The organism is Variovorax jilinensis, from assembly GCF_030316885.1.
Classification (GTDB): Bacteria; Pseudomonadota; Gammaproteobacteria; order Burkholderiales; family Burkholderiaceae_C; genus Variovorax; species Variovorax jilinensis.
Genome location: NZ_JASZYQ010000003.1, coordinates 182509 through 207134, shown reverse-complemented (window position 1 = coordinate 207134; position 24626 = coordinate 182509). Strand labels below are relative to the sequence as shown.

At 67.1% G+C, this 24626-nt stretch carries 23 protein-coding genes; 6 read left to right on the top strand and 17 right to left on the bottom strand.

The features are described 5' to 3' along the window. Window positions 1-17: 17 nt before the first annotated feature. The 16 genes from QTH87_RS12475 to QTH87_RS12400 all read right to left on the bottom strand — a co-directional run bounded on the left by QTH87_RS12475 (window position 18) and on the right by QTH87_RS12400 (window position 18827). Entirely contained in the window at window positions 18-1034 is a 1017-nt protein-coding gene (locus QTH87_RS12475; RefSeq protein WP_286609352.1) for an NADP-dependent oxidoreductase, read from the bottom strand. A 46-nt stretch (window positions 1035-1080) separates the two neighbouring features. Further along, a complete protein-coding gene (locus QTH87_RS12470) occupies window positions 1081-1533 on the bottom strand; it encodes a PaaI family thioesterase (RefSeq protein ID WP_286609350.1) in 453 nt (150 codons plus the stop codon). A 4-nt stretch (window positions 1534-1537) separates the two neighbouring features. Beyond that, window positions 1538-2332, bottom strand: a complete 795-nt coding sequence (locus QTH87_RS12465) for an SDR family oxidoreductase (protein WP_286609348.1) — start codon at window positions 2330-2332, stop codon at window positions 1538-1540. A gap of 51 nt (window positions 2333-2383) precedes the next feature. Further along, on the bottom strand, window positions 2384-2611 hold the full coding sequence (locus tag QTH87_RS12460; protein WP_286609346.1) for a hypothetical protein: 228 nt from the start codon (window positions 2609-2611) through the stop codon (window positions 2384-2386). Further along, entirely contained in the window at window positions 2611-4443 is a 1833-nt protein-coding gene (locus QTH87_RS12455) for an acyl-CoA dehydrogenase (RefSeq protein ID WP_286609344.1), read from the bottom strand. The genes QTH87_RS12460 and QTH87_RS12455 overlap by 1 nt, the downstream gene beginning before the upstream one ends. A 16-nt stretch (window positions 4444-4459) precedes the next feature. Beyond that, window positions 4460-4933, bottom strand: a complete 474-nt coding sequence (locus tag QTH87_RS12450; RefSeq protein ID WP_286609343.1) for a PaaI family thioesterase — start codon at window positions 4931-4933, stop codon at window positions 4460-4462. Between the two features lie 17 nt (window positions 4934-4950). Beyond that, on the bottom strand, window positions 4951-6126 hold the full coding sequence (locus tag QTH87_RS12445) for an acetyl-CoA C-acyltransferase (RefSeq protein WP_286609342.1): 1176 nt from the start codon (window positions 6124-6126) through the stop codon (window positions 4951-4953). A gap of 31 nt (window positions 6127-6157) precedes the next feature. After that, complete coding sequence (locus QTH87_RS12440; RefSeq protein ID WP_444812783.1) at window positions 6158-7717, bottom strand: M20 family peptidase; 1560 nt, start codon at window positions 7715-7717, stop codon at window positions 6158-6160. Next, on the bottom strand, window positions 7647-9752 hold the full coding sequence (locus tag QTH87_RS12435; RefSeq protein ID WP_286609340.1) for a 3-hydroxyacyl-CoA dehydrogenase NAD-binding domain-containing protein: 2106 nt from the start codon (window positions 9750-9752) through the stop codon (window positions 7647-7649). Before QTH87_RS12435 ends, QTH87_RS12440 begins: the two co-directional genes overlap by 71 nt. A 174-nt stretch (window positions 9753-9926) precedes the next feature. After that, the gene (locus tag QTH87_RS12430; RefSeq protein WP_286609338.1) at window positions 9927-10622 is read right to left on the bottom strand and encodes an ABC transporter ATP-binding protein; all 696 of its coding nucleotides are present in this window, start codon (window positions 10620-10622) and stop codon (window positions 9927-9929) included. 3 nt (window positions 10623-10625) lie between these two features. Next, a complete protein-coding gene (locus QTH87_RS12425) occupies window positions 10626-11396 on the bottom strand; it encodes an ABC transporter ATP-binding protein (RefSeq protein WP_286609337.1) in 771 nt (256 codons plus the stop codon). Between the two features lie 82 nt (window positions 11397-11478). After that, window positions 11479-12777, bottom strand: coding sequence for a branched-chain amino acid ABC transporter permease (locus QTH87_RS12420; protein ID WP_286609336.1), 1299 nt, complete (start codon window positions 12775-12777; stop codon window positions 11479-11481). Window positions 12778-12781: 4 nt separating this feature from the next. Further along, on the bottom strand, window positions 12782-13735 hold the full coding sequence (locus QTH87_RS12415; RefSeq protein WP_286609335.1) for a branched-chain amino acid ABC transporter permease: 954 nt from the start codon (window positions 13733-13735) through the stop codon (window positions 12782-12784). 75 nt (window positions 13736-13810) lie between these two features. Next, window positions 13811-15049, bottom strand: coding sequence for a branched-chain amino acid ABC transporter substrate-binding protein (locus QTH87_RS12410; RefSeq protein WP_286609334.1), 1239 nt, complete (start codon window positions 15047-15049; stop codon window positions 13811-13813). Between the two features lie 168 nt (window positions 15050-15217). Further along, window positions 15218-16861 (bottom strand): 3-(methylthio)propionyl-CoA ligase, encoded by a 1644-nt coding sequence (locus tag QTH87_RS12405; protein ID WP_286609332.1) that lies wholly within the window; start codon window positions 16859-16861, stop codon window positions 15218-15220. A gap of 157 nt (window positions 16862-17018) precedes the next feature. Continuing rightward, window positions 17019-18827, bottom strand: a complete 1809-nt coding sequence (locus QTH87_RS12400; RefSeq protein WP_286609331.1) for a carboxylesterase/lipase family protein — start codon at window positions 18825-18827, stop codon at window positions 17019-17021. A gap of 127 nt (window positions 18828-18954) precedes the next feature. Here QTH87_RS12400 and QTH87_RS12395 point away from each other — a divergent pair, with 127 nt between their 5' ends. The 6 genes from QTH87_RS12395 to QTH87_RS12370 all read left to right on the top strand — a co-directional run bounded on the left by QTH87_RS12395 (window position 18955) and on the right by QTH87_RS12370 (window position 23646). Further along, window positions 18955-20013 carry an AraC family transcriptional regulator gene (locus tag QTH87_RS12395; protein WP_286609330.1) on the top strand — a complete coding sequence of 353 codons (1059 nt, stop codon included), beginning with the start codon at window positions 18955-18957 and terminating at the stop codon, window positions 20011-20013. An 82-nt stretch (window positions 20014-20095) separates the two neighbouring features. Beyond that, window positions 20096-21577, top strand: a complete 1482-nt coding sequence (locus tag QTH87_RS12390; RefSeq protein WP_286609329.1) for a protein adenylyltransferase SelO — start codon at window positions 20096-20098, stop codon at window positions 21575-21577. Next, window positions 21574-21996, top strand: coding sequence for a peptide-methionine (R)-S-oxide reductase MsrB (gene msrB, locus QTH87_RS12385; RefSeq protein WP_286609327.1), 423 nt, complete (start codon window positions 21574-21576; stop codon window positions 21994-21996). The genes QTH87_RS12390 and msrB overlap by 4 nt, the downstream gene beginning before the upstream one ends. 9 nt (window positions 21997-22005) lie before the next feature. After that, on the top strand, window positions 22006-22545 hold the full coding sequence (locus QTH87_RS12380) for a septation protein A (protein WP_286609325.1): 540 nt from the start codon (window positions 22006-22008) through the stop codon (window positions 22543-22545). After that, complete coding sequence (locus QTH87_RS12375; protein WP_286609324.1) at window positions 22542-22808, top strand: BolA family protein; 267 nt, start codon at window positions 22542-22544, stop codon at window positions 22806-22808. Before QTH87_RS12380 ends, QTH87_RS12375 begins: the two co-directional genes overlap by 4 nt. Window positions 22809-22860: 52 nt before the next feature. Beyond that, window positions 22861-23646, top strand: coding sequence for a foldase protein PrsA (locus tag QTH87_RS12370; protein WP_286609322.1), 786 nt, complete (start codon window positions 22861-22863; stop codon window positions 23644-23646). Window positions 23647-23715: 69 nt separating this feature from the next. On the opposite strand, the gene ygiD is transcribed toward QTH87_RS12370, so the two are convergent. Beyond that, on the bottom strand, window positions 23716-24579 hold the full coding sequence (gene ygiD, locus QTH87_RS12365; protein WP_286610377.1) for a 4,5-DOPA-extradiol-dioxygenase: 864 nt from the start codon (window positions 24577-24579) through the stop codon (window positions 23716-23718). Between the last annotated feature and the right edge of the window lie 47 nt (window positions 24580-24626).

The window sequence follows — 24626 nt, the reverse complement described above, 5'->3', positions numbered from 1 at the left end:
AACCTCCGCGTCGTGCGTCAGATCAGCTTGACCAGCTGCTTGCCGAAGTTGCGGCCCTTGAGCAGGCCCAGGAAGGCGTCGGGCGCCGCCTCGATGCCCTGCGCCACCGATTCGCGCGGCTTGAGCTTGCCGCTCGCAACCAGCCCGCCGAGCTCGGCCAGCGCCTCGGGCCAGACTTCCATGTGCTCGCTCACGATGAAGCCTTCGAGCTTGAGCCGGTTGATAAGGAACAGAGCGGGGTTCGCGAGCGGCAGCGGCTGGCCGTCGTAGCCGGCGATCATGCCGCAGAGCGCGATGCGCGCGAAGGCGTTGGTGCGCAGCAGCACGGCATCGAAGATGTAGCCGCCGACGTTCTCGAAATAGCCGTCGATGCCGTCGGGGCAGGCTTCCTTGAGGGCGGCGCCCATGCTCTTGACGTCGGGATGCTGGCGGTAGTCGATGCAGGCATCGAAGCCCAATTCGTCGGTGACGTACTTGCACTTGTCGGGGCCGCCCGCGATGCCGACCACGCGGCAGCCGCGCGCCTTGGCCAGCGCGCCGAAGGCACTGCCGACCGCACCGCTGGCGGCCGTGACCACGACCGTCTCGCCGGCCTTCGGCGCGATGATCTTCACCAGCCCGTACCAGGCCGTCACGCCCGGCATGCCGACCGCGCCCAGGTAGTGCGACAGCGGCACCTGCGTGGTGTCGACCTTCTTGAGCGCGCCGGGCTGCGAGGCATCGACCACGCTGTACTCCTGCCAGCCGCCGAAGCCGACGACCTTGTCGCCGACCGCGTACTTGGGATGCCTGCTCTCGACCACCTCGCCGACGGTGCCGCCCTGCATCACCTGGCCCAGCGGCTGCGGCACGGCGTAGCTCTTGGAATCGTTCATGCGTCCGCGCATGTAGGGGTCCAGGCTCATGAAGTGGTGGCGCACGAGGACCTGGTTGTCCTTCAGCGCGGGCGTCTCGGTCGTCACGAGCTTGAAGTTGGCGGCGACGGCTTCGCCTTCGGGGCGGTTGTCGAGGATCTGCTGGCGATTGGTGGGCATGTTCTGTCTCCGGGGGGGCTTGAAGAATCGATCGGTAGGGGTTGTGTCAGTCGGTGGACGGCGGGCGCATCTCGTTGGCGCTCGCGGGCCCGGTCGGCAGCCGGCGCTTCACGTACTTGAAGGTGCCGGTGGCATGGGCGCAGACGCGTTCCTGCGCGTCGTAGATCCTCGCCTCGGTGAAGGCCATGGTCGCGGTGCGATGCATGAGCTTGCCACGCGCGATCAGCGGGCCGACCGAGGGCGCCATGAAGGTGGTCTTCATCTCGATCGTGACGACGCCGGTCTCGGGCGTGTCGCTGCGCGCCGCGGCGGCCATCGCGATGTCGAGCATGGTCATGACGGCGCCACCGTGCGTGACGTCGAAGGTGTTCAGGTGCTCGGGCTTCGCGGTGTAGCGCAGCTCGGATTCGCCGCCCTCGAAGCGCGTGATCTCGAAGCCGAGATGGCGCGCAAAGGGAATCCGGTCCACGTAGGAGCGCAGGTGCAGGTCGGCTGTCATTGAATCAGGCGCCGCGGACCACGCTCACGCCGCCATCGACCGCCATCCACTGGCCCGTGATGTGCTTGCCGGCGTCGCTCGCGTAGAGCAGCGTGATGCCCTTGAGGTCCTCGTCGTCGCCGAGCCGGCCGAGCGGCGCGGCGGCTGCCATCTTGTCCTCGCCCAGCGACTTGATCAGGCCGGCCGCGAGCTTGGTCATGAAGAAGCCCGGACAGATCGCGTTGACGTTGATGCCGTAGCGGCCCCATTCGGCGGCCAGCGTCTGCGTGAAGCCGAGCACCGCGGTCTTCGAGGTGTTGTAGGCGATGGTGCGCATCTCGGGCGGGTTGCCGCCGAGCCCCGCGATCGAGGCGATGTTGATGATGCGGCCCGACTTCTTCGGGATCATGTAGCCGCGCGCGACCTGCTGGGCCAGGATGAAGTAGCCGCGCACGTTGAGGTTCAGCACCTTGTCCCAGGCCTCGACCGGATGTTCCTCGGCCGGTGCGCCCCAGCTCGCGCCCGCGTTGTTGACCAGGATGTCGATCGCGCCCATGCGCTCGAGCGTCTGGTCCGCGAGGCGACGGGTGTCTTCCTCCTTCGAGCAGTCGGCCGCGATCCAGCGCGTGTCGATGCCGGCGGCCTGCAGTTCGGCGGCGGCCTGCTCGAGGTCGTCGGCCTTGCGCGAGCTCAGCATGATGCGGGCACCGGCCTCGCCGAGCGCATGCGCCATCTGCAGCCCGAGGCCGCGCGAACCGCCGGTGATCAGCGCGGTCTTGCCGCTGAGGTCGAAAAGCTTCTGGATGTTGCGTGCGGTCATCTTGTCTCCGGAGTCAGGGGTTTGTCGGGTGGTCGGGCGGTGACGGCTTCGTCACTGCCCGGAATTCTTGCCGGCGCCGAGGCGCGAGCGCACGTAGATCAGCACCACGCCGGTCACCGCCAGCACGACGCCCGGCACGGCCATGGCCCATCCGAGCGGCTCGTTGACGCGGCCGGCCACCAGGCCGAGGATGACCGCGAACATGCCGCCGTAGATCAGGATCCAGATCCACGACTCGAGCCTGGCGTACGGCTTGGAAGGTGGCTTGGCATCGGCCATCAGAAGGCCTCCTCGGGCAGGTTGGCGCAGGTCGTGTCGCGGCTCTCGACCACGTTGAGCCAGGCGCCGATCTTGGGCAGCTCGTAGTGGAAGAAGAAATCGGTGGCACCGAGCCGGCCCACGGTGGCGGGCAGGGTCTTGTCGGGGTCGATCTCGAGCGAGCGGCGGGCGAGGTCGAGCCAGATCCAGGCCAGCACCACGTGGCCGAAGGCCTGCATGTAGGGCACGGCGTTGGCCAGCGCCTCCTGCGGATTGCCGGTGGACCAGGCGGCGCGGGTTGCGCTGCCGATGCGCTGCAGCGCCTCGTCGAGCGCCCTCGCATGCGCGGCGAGCGCCGGCACCCGGGTGGCGGCACCGACCGTCGCGGCGACGCGGCCGGCCAGCAGCGTGAGGCCGCGGCCGTCCTCCATCAGCACCTTGCGGCCCAGCAGGTCGGCCCCCTGGATGCCGTGGGTCCCCTCGTGGATCATGTTGAGCCGGTTGTCGCGCCAGTACTGCTCGACCGGGAAGTCACGCGTGTAGCCGTAGCCTCCATGCACCTGGATCGCGAGCGAATTGGCCTCGAGACACCACTCGCTGGGCCAGCTCTTGGCGATCGGGGTCAGCACCTCGAGCAGCAGGCGGGCATCGTCGGCTGCCTGCGCACTGCCGGTCTTCTGCTCGTCGACCAGGCGCGCGCAATAGAGCTCGAGCGCCAGCGCGCCTTCGCAGTACGCCTTCTGCGCCAGCAGCATGCGCTTGACGTCTGCGTGTTCGATGATGCGCACCTGGGGGCGCGCCGGATCCTTGCCCGCCGGCCCCACGGGACGGCCCTGCGGCCTGCCCTTCGCGTACTCGAGCGAGGCGTGGTAGCCGGCCATGCCGAGCATGGTCGCCGCGGTGCCGACGCCGATGCGGGCCTCGTTCATCATGTGGAACATGCAGTGCAGGCCCTTGCCGGGCTGGCCGACCAGGTAGCCGACCGCGCCGGCCTTGCCGTCGACCGGGTACTTGCCTTCGCCGAAGTTGAGCAGCGTGTTGGTCGTGCCGCGCCAGCCCAGCTTGTGGTTGAGGCCGGCCAGCGCGACGTCGTTGCGCTCGCCGGTGAGCTGACCGTCGGTGCCGACCATCCGCTTGGGCACGATGAACAGCGAGATGCCGCGCGTGCCCGGAACCAGCTTGCCGTTCTCGTCGGGAATCTTGGCCAGCACGATGTGCACGATGTTCTCGGTCAGCTCGTGGTCGCCGGACGAAATCCACATCTTGTTGCCGGTCAGGCGATAGCGCGGCCCGAGCGGATCGTCCTGGAAGCCGGCGCCGTCGGGCACGGCGCGGGTCGCGACGTCGCTGAGGCTCGAGCCGGCCTGCGGCTCCGACAGGCACATCGTGCCGGCCCAGCGGCCCGAGAACTCGTTCTTCGCGAAGACCTCCTGCTGCATCGGGCTGCCGTGCACCATGAGCAGGTTGGCATTGCCGCTCGTGAGCATGTTCGAGCCGATGCTGACCGAGGCCATCGCGAAGAAGCTGTTGGCCGCCGCCGACAGCGTGTAGGGCAGTTGCATGCCGCCGATGTCGTAGTCCTGGGCTGCGCTCATCATCCCGGACTCGACGAAGGCCTTGTGGGCATCGTGCGTGGCCTGCGGCAGGATCACCTTTTCGCCGTCGAAGTGCGGCTCCTGCGTGTCGACGATGCGGTTGTGCGGCGCGTACTTGTCGCGCGCAATGCGCTCGCAGGTGTCGAGCACCGCATCGAAGGTTTCGCGCGAATGATCGGCGAAGCGGTCGCGCTCGGCGAGCGACTCGGCATGGAGCCAGTCGTACAGCAGGAAGTCGAGGGTTGGACGCAGGCTCATGGAGTGGGTCGCTCAGCTAGGGATTGAGATTGGATTCTGCCCGGGCGTCCGGTGCCGGTGGCAGCCGAGAGACCGTGCCCTGCGCGAGGGCGCAGAGCTTCTCTTCGCCGCCGTCGAGGACGAGGACCTCGCAGGTACACACCGCCTGCGACCTGCCCACGTGCACGGCCCGGGCGCGCGCAACCAGGCGTGCGCCGACGGCCGGGCGCAGGTAGTTGATCTTGAACTCCGCCGTGACCACCGGCACGCCCATCGCGGTACCGCCCGCAAAGGTCAGCGCGTTGTCGGCCAGGTAGCTCACCGCGCCGCCATGGGCAAAGCCGTGCTGCTGCTTCAGCTTGTCGGCGATCGGCAGTTGCAGCTCGATGAAGCCGGGTCGCAGCGCGTGCATCTCGGCGCCGACCAGCACGCTGAAGGGCTGGCTCGCGAGCACCTCCTGCCCCATGGCCAGGAACTGCTCGGGCGTGGCCTTCTGCGCGGGCGCAGCCATGGCCTCGGGCTCTGGTGTCAGAGAACTTCGAAGACGCCGGCCGCGCCCATGCCGCCGCCGATGCACATCGTGACGACGACCTTCTTGGCGCCACGGCGCCTGCCTTCGATCAGCGCATGACCGGTGAGGCGCTGGCCGCTCACGCCGTACGGATGGCCGACCGCGATCGCGCCGCCGTCGACGTTGAGCAGTTCACCCGGGATGCCGAGCTTGTCGCGGCAGTAGATGACCTGCACCGCGAAGGCTTCGTTGAGTTCCCAGAGGTCGATGTCGCTGACCTTCAGGCCCAGGCGGTTCAGCACTTTCGGGATCGCGAACACAGGGCCGATGCCCATCTCGTCGGGCTCGCAGCCCGCCACCGCGAAGCCCAGGAAGCGGCCCAGGGGCTTCAGGCCCTTCTGCTCGGCGTACTTCTCGTCGACCAGCACGCAGGCGCCACCGCCGTCCGAGAACTGGCTGGCATTGCCGGCCGAGATCAGGCCGCCAGGGATGGCCGGGCGGATGCCGCTGATGCCTTCCTTGGTGGTGCCGGCGCGGATGCCTTCGTCGTTCTCGATCGTGACTTCCTTGGTGCGCAGGCCCAGCACTGCATCGGCCACGCCGGCCAGCACGGTGATCGGGGCGATCTCGTCCTTGAAGCGGCCGGCCTCGAGCGCGGCCGTGGCCTTCTGCTGGCTGGCGGCGCCGTATTCGTCCATGGCGTCGCGGCCGATCTCGTAGCGCTTGGCGACCTGCTCGGCCGTCTGCAGCATGTTCCAGTAGATCTCGGGCTTGTGCTTGACCAGCCAGGGGTCGGCCAGCATGTGCTTGTTGGCTTCGTTCTGCACGCACGAGATGCTCTCGACGCCGCCGGCCACGTAGACATCGCCCTCGCCCGCGATGATGCGCTGGGCCGCGGTGGCGATGGTCTGCAGGCCCGAGGAGCAGAAGCGGTTGATGGTCATGCCCGAGGTGGTGATCGGCAGGCCGGCGCGCAGTGCGATCTGGCGCGCGATGTTCGAACCGGTGGCGCCTTCGGGCGTGGCGCAACCCATGATCACGTCGTCGACCGACGCCGGGTCGATGCCGGCGCGCTTGACCGCGTGCTCGACCGCGTGGCCACCGAGCGTGGCGCCGTGCGTCATGTTGAAGGCACCCTTCCAGCTCTTGGCGAGCGGCGTGCGGGCGGTGGAAACGATGACGGCGCGGGTCATGGTGAGGTCCTTTGAGAAAGAGGAATGACGCTTACTGGGGCTGCGCCGTGTTGCGCAGCAGCTGGTGATAGAACTGGATCATCTCGCCGTAGTTGGCGATCGAGAGACGCTCGTTGTTGCCATGGAAGCGCGCCAGGTCCTCGCCCTTGACGCGGAACGGCGAGAAGCGATAGACCGCATCGCTCACGAGGCTGAAGTGGCGCGAATCGGTGGCGGCGGTCATGAGGCCGGGTGCGACCACCGCATCGGGGAAAGTCTGCCTCACCGCCAGCTCGACCGCGCGGTAGCCCGTGCTGTCGGTCGGCGACACCGGCGAGGGCTCCGAATTGCCCGGGTAGCGCTTGATCTGGATGGCGTCGTTGCCGAGCGCGCTGCGCAGATGCTTCTCGACGCTGTCGATGCTGTCGCCCGGCAGGATTCGGAAGTTGACTGCCGCCTCGGCGCGACCGGGCAGCACGTTGTCCTTGTTGCCGGCGCGCACGATCGTGAGCGCCGTGGTGGTACGCAGCATCGCGTTGCTGCTCGGACTCTTCTCGAGCTGGCCCTGTACCAGCGGCCCGGTCAGCCACAGGTTCGACAGCAGCACGCGGTTGAGGCCGCTCATCTCGGGCGCCAGCGTGCCGAACATCTGGCCCGCCACGCCCTTGATGCCGCCGGGCATCGGCGTTGCCTCGAGCCGCGCGAGTGCTGCGCTCATGCTGCCGATCGCGCTGTGGGCGGGCGGCATCGACGAATGTCCGGGCGCCGTGTCCAGGCTCAGGAAGAAGGTGCCGTAGCCCTTCTCGGCCAGACCGATGAGCGCCGCAGGCTTGCTCAGTCCCGGCAGCACGCCGTCGAGCACTAGCAGGCCTTCGTCGAGCACCCAGTCCAGGCGCACGCCGCGCGACTTGAGCAGCTCGGCGATCGGCAGCGCGCCGCGCAGGCCGCTGACCTCCTCGTCGTCGCCCATGACGAGATAGACCGTCTGCCTCGGCTGGAAGCCCTGCGCGATCAGCAGCTCGATCGCCTCCATCTGCGCGAACAGGTTGCTCTTGTTGTCGAGCGTGCCGCGGCCCCAGACGAAGCCGTCCTGGATCACGCCGCCGAAGGGATCGACCGACCAGGCCTTCTCCGTGCCAGGGGCGATCGGCACCATGTCCTGATGCGCCATCAGCGCGATCGGCTTGGTCGATGGGTCGCTGCCGGCCCAGGTGTAGAGCAGCGCCTTGTTGCCGACCACTTCCTTCTTGAGCGTGGCGTGCAGCTTCGGGAACTGCTGCTCCAGGTAGGCATGCAGCTTGTCGAATTCGGCCGCGTTGCCCTTGGCGTCCTCGAGGCTCGAGACGGTCTTGAACGGAATCGCGGCCGCCAGCCGCCGGGCGGCCGCCTGCACATCGACAGTCAGCGCCGGCGCCGGCGCCACGGCCACCTGTCGAGAGGGCGTGCGCCAGGTATTCACCGCCACGGCCGCTGCCAGCGCGAGCAGCGCCAGCAGAACCACCAGGGAAACGCGTTTCAACATGGATCGGCTCGTCTCCGGTTCAGCTGAACTGCTTGCCTTCGGCCACCAGCTTCTGCAGCAGCGGGGCCGGTTGCCAGAAGCTCGCGTCATCGCGCGGGTTCTTCGCGAAGCGCTTCATCGCCTCGGCCACGTTGTACAGGCCGACCTGGTTCGCGTAGTGCATCGGGCCGCCGCGCCAGATCGGGAAGCCGTAGCCCGTGAGGTAGACCATGTCGATGTCGCCCGACTTGGAGGCGATGCCGTCTTCCAGGATGTGGGCGCCTTCGTTGACCAGGGCGAACACCAGGCGCTGCACGATTTCCTCGTCGGAGATCTTGCGCGGCGTGATGCCTTCGTCCTTGCGATGCTGCTCGATCAGGTCGAGCACGACCTTGCTCGGGATCGCGTCGCGCTTGCCGGCCTGGTAGTCGTACCACCCTGCTCCGGTCTTCTGGCCGAAGCGGCCCAGTTCGCAGAGCTTGTCGGCCGTGCGGCTGTACTTCATGTCGGCGCGCTCGGTGGCGCGGCGCTTGCGGATCGCCCAGCCGATGTCGTTGCCGGCCAGGTCGCCCATGCGGAACGGGCCCATCGCGAAGCCGAACTTCTCGATGGCCTTGTCGACCTGTTGCGGCGTCGCGCCCTCGTCGAGCAGGAAGCCGGCCTGGCGGGAGTACTGCTCGATCATGCGGTTGCCGATGAAGCCGTCGCAGACGCCCGAGACCACCGAGGTCTTCTTGATCTTCTTTCCGATCGCCATGACGGTGGCAAGCACGTCCTTGCCGGTTTCCTTGCCGCGCACCACCTCGAGCAGCTTCATCACGTTGGCCGGGCTGAAGAAGTGCATGCCGACCACGTCCTGCGGACGCTTCGTGAAGGCGGCGATCTTGTCGACGTCGAGCGTCGAGGTGTTGGAGGCCAGGATCGCGCCCGGCTTGGCGACGCGGTCGAGTTCCTTGAACACGGCTTCCTTGACGCCGAGTTCCTCGAACACCGCCTCGATGATGAGGTCGGCGTCCTTGAGGTCGTCGTAGCTCAGCGTGGTCGAGAGCAGCGCCATGCGCTGGTCGTACTTGTCCTGCTTGAGCTTGCCCTTCTTGACCTGGGCTTCGTAGTTCTTCTTGATGGTGGCGACGCCGCGATCGAGCGCCTCCTGCTTCATCTCGAGGATCTTGACCGGGATGCCCGCGTTCAGGAAGTTCATCGAGATGCCGCCGCCCATGGTGCCGGCGCCGATCACGCCGACCGACTTGATCGCGCGCTGCGGCGTGTCCTCGGGCACGTCGGGAATGCGCGAAGCCGCGCGTTCGGCCATGAACAGGTGACGCAGCGCGAGCGACTCGGGCGTGAACATCAGCGCGGTGAAGAGGCGGCGCTCCTCGGCCATGCCTTCGTCGAACCGGAGCTTGGTGGCGGCCTGCACCGCGTCGACGCACTTGAGCGGCGCCGGGTAGTTCTTCGACATGCCGCCGACCATGTTCTTCGCGAACTGGAAGTAGGCATCGCCTTGCGGATGCTTGCACGGCAGGTTGCGCACCAGCGGCAGAGCATCACCGGTCTTGCCGGCCACCGACTTGGCGAACGCCACCGCCTCGTCGAACAGCGACTCGGGCGAAGCCGCGAGCTTGTCGAACAGCTTCTGGCCCGGCAGCGCGGCGAGCATCTCGCTCTTCACGGCCTCGCCGCTCACGATCATGTTGAGCGCGGTCTCGACGCCGAGCACGCGCGGCAGGCGTTGGGTGCCACCGGCGCCGGGCAGCAGGCCCAGCTTGACCTCGGGCAGCGCGATGCTGGTGCCGGGGGCAGCCACGCGGTAGTGGCAGCCCAGCGCGAGTTCGAGTCCGCCGCCCATGCAGACCGAGTGGATGGCCGCCACGATCGGCTTGGTGGAGGCTTCGAGCGCGAGGATGACGCTCAGCAGGTTGGGTTCCTGCAGCGCCTTGGGCGTGCCGAATTCCTTGATGTCGGCGCCGCCCGAGAAGGCCTTGCCGGCGCCCGTGATGACGATCGACTTGACGGCCGGATCGTCGATGGCTTTCGAGAGGCCGTCGGTGATGCCGATGCGGGTCGAGAAACCGAGGCCGTTGACCGGGGGATTCGAGAGCGTGATCACGGCGACATCGCCGAGCACCTTGTATTCAGCCGTCATGCTGCGTTCCTTTGGGATGGGAGAGGATCGAAAAAAACAGGTTCGGGGGCCTGCGCACCCCGGGAGGTGGCAGGCCCTCGTGCTCAAAAAGCACGGACGTTCTTTTTTTGTGGAATTCTAGGCGTTTCCAGCACGCCGGCAACGCGCGGAAGTCGCTGCCGGGACAAGAGGCAATTAAACCTCCAGCCACTCCTTGCGGGTAGTGGCATCGGCCCTGAGGCCATCCGGCGTGCCGTCGAAGACGATGCTGCCGTGGCCCATCACCAGCACGCGGTCGGAGATCTGCATCGCGATCGTCAGCTTCTGCTCGATCAGAAGCACCGAGATCCCCTTGTCCTTGAGCGTGCGCAGGTACTGGCCCACCAGTTCGACGATCTTGGGCGCGAGGCCCTCGGTCGGTTCGTCGATGATGATCAGGTCGGGGTCGCCCATCAGCGTGCGGCACAGCGTGAGCATCTGCTGCTCGCCGCCGGAGAGCACGCCGGCCTCGGTGTGCTGGCGCTCCTTGAGGCGCGGGAACATCTCGTACATGTCGTCGAAGGACCATCGGCTGCCCTTCCCCTTGCCCTTCTGGCCCAGCAGCAGGTTCTGGTGCACCGTGAGCTTGGGGAAGATCTCGCGGTTCTCCGGCACGTAGCCGATGCCCATGTGGGCCACCTCGTAGGCCTTCTTGCGCAGGATGTCCTGCTCCTTCCAGCGCAGCGACCCTTCGGCATGCACTAGGCCCATGATGGCCTTGGCGGTGGTCGAGCGGCCCGAGCCGTTGCGACCCAGCAGCGCGACGATCTCGCCGGGGGCGACGTCGAATGAAACACCATGCAACACATGGCTCTTGCCGTAATAGGCGTGGATGTCTTGTAGCTTCAACATGGTTCAGTGTCCCCCGCCCTGCGCGTCTGCGACCGCCGAGCCCAGGTAGGCCTCCTGCACGCGCGTGTTGGCGCGCACCGCAGCCGGCGTGTCGAAGGCGATCACTTCGCCGTAGACCACGACGGCGATCTTGTCGGCCAGGCCGAACACCACGCCCATGTCGTGCTCCACGGTGAGCAGCGTCTTGCCGACCGTGACGTGCTTGATGAGCGAGATGAAGTGCGAGGTCTCGGTCTTGCTCATGCCGGCGGTCGGCTCGTCGAGCAGGATCACGCTGGCGCCGCCGGCGATGGTGACGCCGATCTCGAGCGCCCGCTGCTCCGCATAGGTCAGGTTGACCGCCTGCACGTCGCGCTTGCGCTCGAGGCCGACCTGGCGGATCAGCTCCTCGGTGCGTTCGTTGGCATCGTGCAGGTTCGAAAGGAAGCGCAGGAAGCTGTAGCGGTAGCCCAGGCTCCAGAGCACGCCGCAGCGCAGGTTCTCGAACACGCTGAGCTTCGGGAAGATGTTCGTGATCTGGAAGCTGCGCGACAGTCCGAGGCGGTTGATCTCGAACGGCTTCTTGCCGTCGATGCGTTCGCCGTTGAGCAGCACCTCGCCGCTGCTGGGTGCGAGCCGGCCGCTGATCAGGTTGAACAGCGTCGACTTGCCGGCGCCGTTGGGCCCGATGATCGCGATGCGCTCGCCGGCTTCGACCGCCAGGTCAACGCCGCGGATGATCTCGGTCTTGCCGAAATTCTTGCGCAGGGCCCTGAGTTCGAGTGCGTGGGTCATAGGGCCCCCAAGCTCGGCACTGCCGTGTCCTCGCTGCCCCCCAAGGGGGTGCGAGCTTGCTTGAAGCGGTTCTGCGCTGCGCTCATGCCGTCTCCCTCCGCTTGATCTCGGCCTCGATCTGCTCCTGGGCCGTGCCCCAGGCCAGGACGAAGCGGCGTCGCATGAATTCGAGTGCGGCCAGGCCGACCACGAGGATCGCAGAGGCAGCGATCCAGCTGCCGGGTGTCGAGGTGTCGAGCGAAGCGCCCATGAAGCGGAGGTTCGGCCCGAGCGCCGAGTTGAGCTGGATGTGATAGATCATTTCGATGAGCGCAGCGGCACCGATCACCACAGGGATCATTGCCAGCAGCAGGCCGCCGTAGAGCAGCCAGAATTGCTTGAACTTGCCGAACTTCGCGACGCGCAGGTTCATCATCACCAGGCTGGCGATGCCGCCCGGCGCGAACATCACCATGAACACGAAGACCAGCCCGAAGTAGAGCTGCCAGGCCTTGGACAGCTCCGACAGCAGCACCGCGGCGAACACCAGCAGCACCGCGCCGATGATCGGCCCGAAGAAGAAGGTCGCGCCGCCCAGGAAGGTGAACAGCAGGTAGCTGCCCGAGCGCATCGCGTTCAGGCTGTCCGCCGCGTTCACGATCTCGAAGTTGATCGCCGCGAGACCGCCGCCGATGCCGGCGAAGAAGCCCGCGATGATGAACGCGAAGTAGCGCACGCGCTGCGTGTTGTAGCCGATGAACTCGACGCGCTCGGGGTTGTCGCGTACCGCGTTCAGCATGCGGCCGAGCGGCGTGCCGGTGAAGGCGTACATCAGCGCGGTGCAGACGAAGCAATACACCGCGATCAGGTAGTACACCTGCATCTGCGAGCCGAAGTTGAGGCCGAAGAAGGGCCGGCCGTAGACGCGGTCGGTGGTGATGCCGCCCTCGCCGCCGAAGAAGCCCGGGAACATCAGCGCCATGGAGGCGACCAGCTCGCCGATGCCCAGCGTGATCATTGCGAAGGTCGTGCCCGACTTCTTGGTCGTCACGAAGCCCAGGATGATCGCGAAGAACATGCCGGCCAGGCCGCCCACGACCGGGATCAGCACCAGCGGGATCGGCCAGCTGCCCTTGCCCGCGAGGTTCATCGCGTGGATGGCGATGAACGAGCCGAGCCCGACATAGACCGCATGGCCGAAGCTCAGCATGCCGCCCTGCCCGAGCAGGATGTTGTAGCTCAGGCAGATGATGATGAGGTAGCCCATCTGCGAGAGCATCGTGAGCGCCAGGCTGCTCTTGAAGAGCATCGGCGCCACGATCAGCGCGATCGCGAACAGCGACCAGATGAAGAAGCGCCCGAGGTTCAGGGGCTTGAAGCGGTAGTACTGTGTAGTCGTCATCGGATCAGTCTTCCCGCGTGCCGAGCAAACCCTTGGGCCTGAAGATCAGGATCAGGACCAGGAAGAGATAGGGAAGGATGGGCGCCACCTGGGAGATGGTGAGCGAGAGCAGCGGAAAGCCGAAGGTGCTTTCGTTGACCGTCATGCCGAGCGCCCGCAGGCCGCCGGCCATCGACTGGTCCATGGCCACCGCGAAGGTCTGGACGATGCCGATCAGCAGCGACGCCAGGAAGGCGCCGGCCAGCGAGCCGAGCCCGCCGACCACCACCACCACGAAGATGATCGAGCCGACCGACGCCGCCATCGCGGGCTCGGTGACATAGGTGTTGCCGCCGACCACGCCGGCCAGCCCGGCCAGCGCAGCGCCGCCGCCGAACACCAGCATGAAGATGCGCGGCACGTTGTGGCCGAGCGCCTCGACCATGTCCGGGTGCTTCAGCGCGGCCTGGATCACGAGGCCGATGCGGGTGCGCGTGAGCAGCAGCCAGACTGACACCAGCATCAGCAGCGCGACCAGCATGATGAACGAGCGCGACTTCGGAAACTGGGTTCCGAAGAGCGTGAAGAGCGGGCCCTGCAGCTGCGTCGGCAGCGCATAGGGCACGGTCGAGCGGCCCCAGACCAGCTGCACCACCTCGAGGATCAGGAACGAGAGCCCGAAGGTCACGAGAAGTTCGGGCACGTGGCCGTACTTGTGCACGCGGCGCAGGCTGTAGCGCTCGAAGCCGGCGCCCAGCGCACCCACCAGAAGCGGCGCGATGAACAGGGCCGGCCAGAAGCCGATGATGCCCGACAGCGTGTAGGCCACGTAGGCGCCGAGCATGTAGAAGCTGGTGTGGGCGAAATTGAGTACGCCCATCATGCTGAAGATCAGCGTCAGGCCTGAGCTCAGCATGAACAACAGCAAGCCGTAGCTGACGCCGTTGAGCAGCGAGATGACGAAGAATTCGACGTTCATCGGTCCTCGGTGGTGAGGTGGAAAAAGAAAAGGCCCGAACGTGGAGTTCGGGCCCCTGGTTCAGTCTTCAGCGCGTCAGGGGCTGGGACGCTTCATTTCGCAGGTGGTGGGCGTGCTCGCCACGTAGGGCTCGTAGTACTTGACCGGCACGAAGGTGTAGCCGGTGTTCTCGGCATCGATCGGGAACTTGCCGGCCGCCTTCTCCCACTTGGACACGTACAGGCCCTGCTGCAGCTGGTGGTCGGTCTTGCGCATCTCGACGTCGCCGTTGAAGCTCTTGAAGCGCATGCCCTCGAGCGCGGCCGCGACCTTGACCGGGTCGGTGGACTTGGCCTTCACGAAGCCGTCGACCAGCATCTGCAGCGAGGTGTAGGCGGCCGAGGTGTAGAGGTCTTCCTTGAACTTCTTGTTGAAGTCCTTGCTCAGGCGCTCGATGTCGCCGCCCATGTTGTAGTGGCCGTAGCCGACCATGTACACCTTGCCGGCCGAGGCCGCGCCCATCGCGGTCGGGGTGCCGCTGACGGTGCCGTAGTAGGTATAGAACTTGACGTTGTTCAGGCCGGCATCGTTGGCGGCCTTGATCAGCAGCGAGAGGTCGGAGCCCCAGTTGCCGGTGATGACGGTGTCGGCGCCCGAGGCCTTGATCTTGGCGATGTACGGTGCGAAGTCGCGCACCTGGGCGAGCGGGTGCAGGTCTTCGCCGACGACCTGGACGTCGGGGCGCTTGCGTGCCAGGTTTTCCTTGGCGTACTTGGCCACCTGAACGCCATGCGAGTAGTTCTGGTTGAGCAGGTAGACCTTCTTGACGTCGGGCTGGTCCTTCATGAAGGTGGTCAGCGCTTCCATCTTCATGGAGGTGTCGGCGTCGAGCCGGAAGTGCCAGTAGCTGCACTTGCTGTTGGTCAGGTCGGGATCGACCGCCGCGTAGTTCAGGTAGAGCACTTCCTTGCCCGGATTGCGGGCGTTGTTCTTCTCGAGCGCGTCCATGATGGCCAGCGCCGGGCCGGAGCCGTTGCCCTGCACCACGTAGCGCGCACCCTGGTCCATCGCAGAGCGCAGCGCGCTGGTGGTTTCCTGCGGGCTCAGCTTGTTGTCGATGCCGATGATCTCGAACTTGACGCCCGCAGCGTTCTTCTTGTTGAACTCTTCGGTCAGGAACTGGAAGGTCTTGAGCTGGTTCGTGCCGACGGCGGCCATCAGGCCCGACAGCGGATCGAGCCACGCGATCTTGACGGTTTCGCCCTTCTGGGCGAAGGCGCCGGTCGCACTGGCGACGAGGATGGCGGCGGTAGCGATCTTGAGGGTGAATTTCACAGGTTGTCTCCTTGGGGTCGAGCTTGTCGGGGCTGGGCGAGATTACAAGCGTTTGTGGGCCTGCCGGTCAGGGAATGCCCGTAAGAAAGGAGCTGCCGCAGCGGTTTCTATCACCCATGCGACAGCGCCTCGTTCCTGGTTGCTACTCGGCGGTAGGTTTTCGGCTTTTCAGACCTCCGGCAGCTTGTAGTCGCGCAGCTGCTCGCGCAGCCGCGTCTTGAGGATCTTGCCGGTGGCGCCGAGCGGAATCGCCTCCACGAACACGACGTCGTCGGGGATCTGCCATTTGGCCGTCTTGCCCTGGTAGAAGGCGATGAGTTCGTCGCGCGAGACCTCGGCGCCGGGCTTCTTCACGACCGCCACGATCGGGCGCTCGTCCCACTTCGGGTGGAAGACGCCGATGCAGGCCGCCATCGCGATCGCCGGATGCGCCACCGCGATGTTCTCTATGTCGATCGAGCTGATCCATTCGCCGCCCGACTTGATCACGTCCTTGCTGCGGTCGGTGATCTGCAGGAAGCCGTCGGCATCGATGGTGGCGACGTCGCCGGTCGGGAACCAGCCGCGGCCCTCTGCGTCGGGCACCAGCGGATCGCCGCCCTCGCCCTTGAAGTACTCCTTCACCACCCACGGCCCCTTCACGAGCAGGTCGCCGTAGGCCTTGCCGTCCCAGGGCAGCGACTCGCCGTTGCCGTCGACGATCTTCATGTCGACGCCGAAGATCGCGCGACCCTGCTTCATGCGGATCGCGGTCTGCTCCTCGGGCGACATCTCGAGGTGCTTGTTCTTGAGCGTGCACAGCGTGCCGAGCGGCGACATCTCGGTCATGCCCCAAGCATGCAGCACGTCCACGCCATAGAGCTCCTGGAAGGCATGGATCATGGCCGGCGGGCAGGCAGAGCCGCCGATCACCGTGCGCTTGAGGGTTGAGAACTTGAGCTTGTTGGCCTGCAGGTGACCCAGCAGCATCTGCCACACGGTCGGCACGCCGGCCGCGAAGCTCACCTTCTCGGCCTCGATCAGTTCGTAGATCGACTTGCCGTCCATCGCCGGCCCCGGGAACACCAGCTTGGCGCCGACCAGCGCCGCCGAGTACGGAATGCCCCAGGCATTGACGTGGAACATCGGCACCACGGGCAGCACCGAATCGCGCGCCGAGATGCACATGACGTCGGGCAGCGCCGCCGCGTAGGCATGCAGCAGGGTCGAGCGGTGGCTGTAGAGCGCGGCCTTCGGGTTGCCAGTGGTGCCGCTCGTGTAGCACATGCTCGAGGCCGAGTTCTCGTCGAAGCTGGGCCAGGCATAGACGTCGGAGCGCTGGCCCATCCAGGCCTCGTAGCTCACGAGGTTCGGGATGCCGCTGTCGGCCGGCAGCTTGTCGGCGTCGCACAGCGCGATCCACTTGCGCACCGTGCTGCACTTGGCATGCACCGCCTGCACCAGCGGCAGGAAGCTCAGGTCGAAGCACAGGATCTGGTCTTCGGCATGGTTCGCGATCCAGGCGATCTGATCGGGATGCAGGCGCGGATTGATGGTGTGCAGCACGCGGCCCGAGCCGCTCACGCCGTAGTAGAGCTCGAGGTGGCGGTAGCCGTTCCAGGCCAGCGTGGCGATGCGGTCGCTGAAGAGCAGTTGCTCTTCCTCGAGCGCGTTGGCGATCTGGCGCGCACGCGAAGCGACCTGGCGCCACGTGGTGCGGTGGATGTCGCCTTCGACGCGCCGCGAGACGATTTCGGCGTCGCCATGGTGGCGCTCGGCGAACTCGATCAGCGACGAGATCAGCAACGGTTGGTCTTGCATCAAACCCAGCATCTATCAGCTCCTATGTTCAACATTCTTCTAAAACCAGAGAGGGCGACGCAATGTAACCAACCTGCCCGCCGGCAGCGAGATTCCTCCATGTCCGGCATCGGGGCAATGCCAGAAACCCGCACAGGCAACGCCCCGTGATGGGGCGCCGGTGCGCCCCTCATTGCAGCGTGATGCTGGCTGCCGCAGGGCTGGCGTCGAGCAGCAGCTTCGAGGGCCACGGCTTCCAGTCGGCGCCCAGCGCCGCGCTGTTCGGATCGCCGTTGCGCATGAAGGCGCCGATGCTCGCCATCATGGCGTTCGACAGCGCGATACGGCCAGGCCGGTTGGCCTTGCTGTAGCTCACGCTGGCGAGCAGCGACGGCCCGAAGTTGCCGAACATGAAGCCGAGGTCGAAGGCATGCGCCGCCCCGTGGACGTCGTTCCAGGGCGCCGGCGACTGGGCCCAGTCGAAGCGGTAGCGCCAGACGTTCGACTGCTGGCTCTTGAGCGCCGCGAGCAGGCTCTGGCTGTTGGCCTCGAACAGGCCCTGGGTGATCAGCTGTGTGCGCGCGTTGTAGCCGGTGCCGGGCGTCGTCACGGGCAGATAGACGGAATCGACGATGTCGGCCACCGTGAGCGTGGTGGGCGCGTCGGGGTCGAAGTTGCGCATCAGCGTGAAGCGCGCGGCATCGTCCATGACGAAGCCCGGCTTGCTGCCGCCGACCAGCTGCAGAAGCCCCGCGAACAGCTTGCCCTCGTCGCGCGTGTTGCCGACGATGGTCGGCACCCTGACGTGGTTGCCGGCCGTGATCGCGGCGATCGGGTCCAGCGGCACCACGCTGCCATCGGGGATGGGGCTGGCGCTGTTGAGGCCCTTCGCCAGCACGGTGGAGAGCATGGCGGGGCCGTCCTGGGCGCGCAGGAATTCGGCGATCTGCGCCGGCGTCTGGCTGCGGGCGTAGGTGGCTGCGGCCGCCAGGTCGGGCGCCTTGCCGGCCGCGACGAGCAGATTCTCGAGCACCGCCTGGCCCTGCGCCGCGGCCGCGGTGGCCGGGTACAGCGTCGGCAGCGTGCCGGTCGGCAGGTTGCTCGCGAGCGACACGCCGCCGCTCATCGCGATCACGCGATGAAAGAGCCCCTTGGCCATCGGCGAGGTCATCACCGCGAGCACGTTGTTGGCGCCGGCCGATTCGCCCGAGAAGGTGACATTGCCCGGATCGCCGCCGAAGGCCTCGATGTTGTTCTGCACGAAGCGCAGCGCCGCCATGTTGTCGAGCAGCGCGAAGTTGCCCGAGTCGTCGGCAGCGCCGCCGCCCGGGCGCAGCTGGGCGATGTTCAGGAAGCCGAGGATGCCGAGCCGGTAGTTCGCGGTGACCACCACTGCGTTGGCGGCCTTGGCGAGGTTGGCGCCGTCATAGAGCGGATCGGCGGTGTAGCCCGAAATGTTGCTGCCGCCGTGGATGAACAGCAGCACCGGCAGCCGGGCCTCGGTGGTGGCAGGTCGCCAGATGTTCAGGGTCAGGCAATCCTCGCTGCCGACCGGCGTGTTGAGCGTGCTGCCGATGGTCTCGTCGTAGGTGTTGTTCGCACCCGGGCCGAACAGCCGGCCGATCTGCAGGCAGGGATGGCCGAACTTGTCGGCGGCGCGCACGCCGCTCCAGGCTTCGGGCTCGACCGGCGCCCGCCAGCGAAGCGCGCCGATCGGCGGCTGGGCATAGGGCACGCCTTTCCAGAAATAGGCGCCGGAGCGGGCGCTGTCGTCCACGCCCTCGATCTTGCCGGCGGCGGTCTGGCGCACCATCGGGCCGTTCGTCGCGTCTGCCGGGGACGCGGTTGCCGGAGCAGTCGTCGCCGGAGCGGTCGTCGCGTTCGCGGCCGCCGGCAGCATGAAGCCGTTGCCGGAGGAACCACCGCCGCCGCAGGCGGTCAGCAGCGCGCAGCCCGCCAGGGCCACGCTCGAACGCAATGTCTCGATGCTCTTTTTCATCTTGTCTCCACACCGGGGTTATTCGGAATTCCCGTACCGAGGTCGCTGTTTCATACTGCGACGCTTCGATGCAAAAAATTCTAGGTACCGCCCTTCCGATCGCCGCTATCCCAAGCGCGCCAAAGCAATGACTTCAGAAACCCCCGCGCCGCGCACCAGTTCTGCCGCCTGGCTCGAAGGCGTGCTGGCCATGTTCGAGGCCGAAGGCCTCGACGTGCCGACCTTGCTGCGCGATGCCGGCATCGACCGCGCGGCCCTCCAGCGGCAGGACGCCCGCTTCCCGGTGGACCAGATCACGCGGCTCTGGCAGCTCGCCGTGGCGCGCGTCGGCAAGCCCACGCTGGGCTTGCGGCGCAGCCTGGCCGCGACCCACAGCAACACCGGCACGGTCGGCCACGCGATGGCCTGCAGCCGCGACCTGGGCAGTGCCTTGCGGCGCCTCGAGCGCTACATGGCCGTGATCTCCGACGCCACCGCCTTCACGCTGGAACCCGACGCGCGCGGCGTCTGGCTCAGCACCCACCACACGGGCGGCACGCTGCCGGTGCCGCGCCAGCGGGTCGAATACGCCATGCTCGCCACGCTGGTGCTGTGCCAGTGGCTCACGCGGCGCGAGGTCCTGCCCGAGGTGGTCGAGTTCGCGCACCCCAGCCCCGTCAACGACCACCCGTACCGCGAGGCCTTCGGCTGCCCGATCCGCTTCGATGCCCCGACGCACCGGCTGCTCATGTCGGCAGACGATCTGCGGATCCCGATTCCCACGCATCACCAGTCGCTCGGCGCCATGCACGAGAAGCTGCTCGAGGAACAGCTGGACCAGCTCGGCCAGACCCGCATCGCGAGCCTGGTGCGCGCCGAGATCGCGCGCCGTCTCGGGCGCGGCGAGCCGCGCCGGCAGGACGTGGCGGCCGGCCTCGGCCTCGCCGAGCGCACGCTGCAGCGGCGCCTGCAGGAGGAATCCGTGTCCTACCAGGCCCTGCTCGACAGCACGCGCTTCGAGCTTGCGCGCCAGTACCTGTCCGAGGAGCGCCATTCGCTGGCCGAGGTGGCCGACCTGCTCGGCTATGTCGACAGCAGCAACTTCTTTCGCGCCTGCAAGCGCTGGTTTGGCCTGCCACCGGCGCAGTACCGGGCCCAACTGTCGGGCGCGGTCGAAGCGCGGCCCGCCGCCGCCTCCGCTTCCTGAGCGCCGGCTGCGCGGAATCGCGGCCGCGACAGCCAAGCCCCCGCCGCGCCGGGGTTTCGGGCGCTGCGGGACAATGGCGTCCATGAGCATGCTTGCCGACGAAGCCGACCTGGTGGCCCCGGGTCTGCGCTGGGCCCCTGGCTTTTCGGCGCTGGGTCCCGCCTTCCTGACCGAACTCCAGCCGCGGCCGCTGCCCGAACCCTACTGGGTCGGCCGCAGCGGATCGGCCGCGCGCCTCCTGGGGCTGGACGACTCCTGGCTGCAATCCGACGAAGGCCTGGCGGCTTTCACCGGCAATCTGCCAATCGCGGGCACCCGGCCCTACGCCACGGTCTACAGCGGCCACCAGTTCGGCGTCTGGGCCGGCCAGCTCGGCGATGGCCGCGCGATCATGCTCGGCGAAACCGCGGGTGGCCTCGAGGTGCAGCTGAAGGGCGCCGGCCCCACGCCCTATTCACGGATGGGCGATGGCCGTGCCGTGCTGCGCTCGAGCATTCGCGAATTCCTCTGCAGCGAGGCGATGCACGGCCTGGGCATCCCGACCACGCGCGCCCTGTGCGTGACCGGCTCCGATGCCCGCGTGCGACGCGAGGAACTGGAAACCGCCGCGGTCGTGACCCGGCTGGCACCGAGCTTCGTGCGCTTCGGCCATTTCGAGCACTTCGCGGCCAACCAGCGCGACGGCGAACTGCGCGCCCTGGCCGATCACGTCATCGACCGCCACTATCCCGAATGCCGGCACAGCGATCGCTTCGACGGCAACGCCTACGCGGCCTTCCTCGAGGCGGTGAGCGAGCGCACCGCCGCCCTGCTCGCCCGCTGGCAGGCGGTGGGCTTCTGCCACGGCGTGATGAACACCGACAACATGAGCATCCTCGGGCTCACGATCGACTACGGCCCGTTCCAGTTCCTCGACGGCTTCGATCCGCGCCACATCTGCAACCACAGCGATACGGCCGGCCGCTACGCCTTCAACCAGCAGCCCAACGTCGCCTACTGGAACCTGTTCTGCCTCGCCCAGGCCCTGCTGCCGCTGATCGGCGACCAGCAGGTCGCGGTGGCTGCGCTCGAGTCTTACAAGACGGTGTTCCCGTCCGAGTTCGAGGACCGCATGCGGGCCAAGCTGGGACTGGCCGAAGCCGCGGACGGCGACCGCCAGCTGATCGAGGGCGCATTGCGCCTGCTGGCGCAGGAAAAGGTCGACTACACGATCTTCTGGCGCCGCCTCTCGCAGGCGGTGGCGGACGGCGACACGGGCCCGGTGCGCGACCTGTTCATCGATCGCGCGGGCTTCGACGCCTGGTGGGCGAGCCATGCGGCGCGCCGCGCCGGCACGCCGGCCGCCGAGACCGCCCGCCGCATGCTCGGCCACAATCCGAAGTTCGTCCTGCGCAACCACTTGGGACAGCAGGCGATCGAGGCCGCCGCCGCCAGGGACTTCTCGGGCGTCGCCACCTTGCTGGCGCTGCTCGAGTCCCCATTTGACGAACATGCCGGCCATGAAGAATTCGCCGGCTTCCCGCCCGACTGGGCCTCCACGATCGAGATCAGCTGCTCATCATGACTTCACCCGTTGAAAAGACCGATGCCGAATGGAAGGCCCTGCTGGCCGAGAAAGGCGCCGAGCGCGGCGCCTTCGAGGTCACGCGGCACGCCGCCACCGAGCGCCCCTACACCGGCAAGTACGAAGCCCATTGGGCCGACGGCAGCTACCACTGCATCTGCTGCGGCGCCAAGCTCTTCGATTCGGGAACGAAATTCGACGCCGGCTGCGGCTGGCCCAGCTTCTCGCAGGAAGCGGTGCCGGGCGCGATCCGCAACATCGTCGACCGCTCGCACGGCATGGTGCGCACCGAGAATGTCTGCGCGAACTGCGGCGCCCACCTGGGCCACGTGTTTCCCGACGGTCCGACCGAAACCGGCCTGCGCTACTGCATGAACTCCGCCTCGCTGGAGTTCCACGACAAGAAGGACGGCGCCTGACGCCCCGCCATGAAACTCGTCATCGACTTCTTCCCGATCCTGCTGTTCTTCGGCGCCTTCAAGCTCTACGACATCTACACGGCGACCGGCGTGCTCATGGCCGCCACCGTGCTGCAGATGGCGATCATCTGGTTCATGGAGCGCCGCCTGCAGCCGATGCAGAAGGCCACGCTGGTACTGATCCTGCTGTTCGGCTCGCTCACGCTGCTGTTGCACGACGACCGCTTCATCAAGTGGAAGCCGACCGTGCTGTACGGCGCGATGTCCATCGCGCTCGCGGTGGCGCTCTGGGGCTTCAAGAAGAACTTCCTCAAGATGCTGCTGGGCGCGCAACTGGACCTGCCGGCGCGCATCTGGGGCCATCTGAACGTGGCCTGGATCGTCTACTGCCTGTTCATGGCGGTGCTCAACGGCTACGTCGCGGCCAATTTCACGACCGAGGCCTGGGTCGATTTCAAGCTCTGGGGCTACGTGTTCCCGATCGCCTTCCTGGTGGCGCAGGGCCTGTACATCTCGCCGCATCTCAAGTCGGACAAGCCGGCAGCATGAGCAGCTTGCCCACCGCCGCCGAACTCGAAGCGCGCCTGCGCGAGGCGCTCGTGCCCACCGAACTCGAGGTGATCGACGAGAGCGCCGCCCACGCGGGCCATGCGGGGGCCAATGCAGAGGGGCGCGGCACCCATTTCCGGGTCCGCATCGCTTCCCCCCTGTTCGCCGGCAAGCCCCGCGTGGCGCGCCATCGGCTTGTGTATGATGCGCTGCAAGTTTTCATCGCACAGGGCCTTCACGCGCTTGCCATCGAGACGCTTTGAAGCGTTGATTCACCACCCGCACGGTCGTGCGGCGACACCACCCCTCCCCTCTATGAAGAAAAACATCCTCCAGGCGGTCGCGCTCGCGGCCATCGTCGGCGCCCTTCCGTTCGGCGCCATGGCGCAGAACGCCGCCATCGTCAACGGCAAGGCCGTGCCCAAGGCACGCATGGACGTGCTGGCCCAGCAACTGGCGGCCGCCGGCCGGCCGGTCACGCCCGAGATGCAGGGTCAGCTGCGCGAGGAAATCATCGCGCGCGAGATCTTCATGCAGGAAGCGCAGAAGCAGGGCCTCGACGCCACCGACGACTACAAGAACCAGCTCGAACTGGCTCGCCAGGCGATCCTGATCCGCCAGCTGTTCGACAACTACCGCAAGACCAATCCGGTGACCGACGCCGACGTGCAGGCCGAGTACGACAAGTTCGTCGCAGCCAACGCAGGCAAGGAATTCAAGGCTCGCCACATCCTGGTTGAGACCGAGGACCAGGCCAACAAGATCCTGGCCGACCTCAAGAAGGGCGCCAAGTTCGAGGACATCGCCAAGAAGCAGAGCAAGGACCCGGGTTCGGGCGCCAACGGCGGCGACCTCGACTGGGCTGCGCCCGCGAGCTTCGTGCCCGAGTTCTCGGAAGCCATGATCAAGCTCAAGAAGGGCGAGACCACCGCAGTGCCCGTGAAGTCGCAGTTCGGCTATCACATCATCCGCGTCGACGACATCCGCCAGGCCCAGCTGCCGAAGCTCGAGGAAGTCAAGCCGCAGGTCACGCAGCAGCTGCAGCAGCAGCGGCTGCAGAAGTACCAGGAAGACCTGCGCGCCAAGGCGAAGGTCGAGTAGGCCCTTGCGGCCTGTTGGCAAGGAGCGGCCTGCGGGCCGCTTTTTTCATGCCTGCGCGCCCGGCGCGGTTCAGCCCCAGACCACCGAGCGCATCGATATCGAGGCCGACTGGAAGTCGGCATTGAAGAAGCGCGGGCTCTCCCTGGCGTCGACCGCGCCGGCGGCATGGAGAAGGGGCAGGTAGTGGTCGTGCGTCGGATGGGCCTGGGCCGCCATCGACCCGAGGTTCCTGAACTCCGAAAGCTCCTTCAGGCGTCCGTTGGCCAGTTGATCGGCGACGACGCGGTCGAACTCGATCGCCCAGTCGTAGGCCTGGTCAGGCGCGGCGTCGCGCCGCGTGACGCGCAGGTTGTGCACGATGTTGCCGCTGCCGACGATCAGCACGCCGCGCTCGCGCAGCGCGCGCAGCTGCTGGCCGACCTGGTAGTGCTGGGCCGGCGGCCTGGCGTAGTCCATGCCGAGCTGGATCACCGGGATGTCGGCGCGCGGAAACATCGGCTTGAGCACCGACCACGTGCCGTGATCGAAGCCCCATTCGGACGTGTCGAGGCTCAGCGGGGCGCCGCTGAGCGGCTGCCGCACGGCCTGTGCGATCTGCGCGGCGGCCTCGGGCGCACCCGGCGCCGGATACTGCTGATCGAACAGCGCCTGCGGGAAGCCGCCGAAGTCGTGGATCATCCTGGGCCGGGCCATGCCGGTCAGGTACCAGCCGCCACGCGTCAGCCAGTGCGCCGACACGCACAGGATCAGCTGCGGCTTCGGATAGCGCGTGCCGAACTCCGCGCCCAGCGACTGCCAGCTGCGCCGGTAGGCGTTGTCGCCGATCGCGTTCATCGGGCTGCCGTGGCCGACGAAGATCACCGGCATGCGCGGCGACTTCTTCAATGCGCCGAAGGCTTCGGCGGCGCCGGCCAAGGACGTGATGCCGAGCATCGTGCCGCCGGCCACGAAGCCGGCGCCGACGACGGAACGTCTGCGCA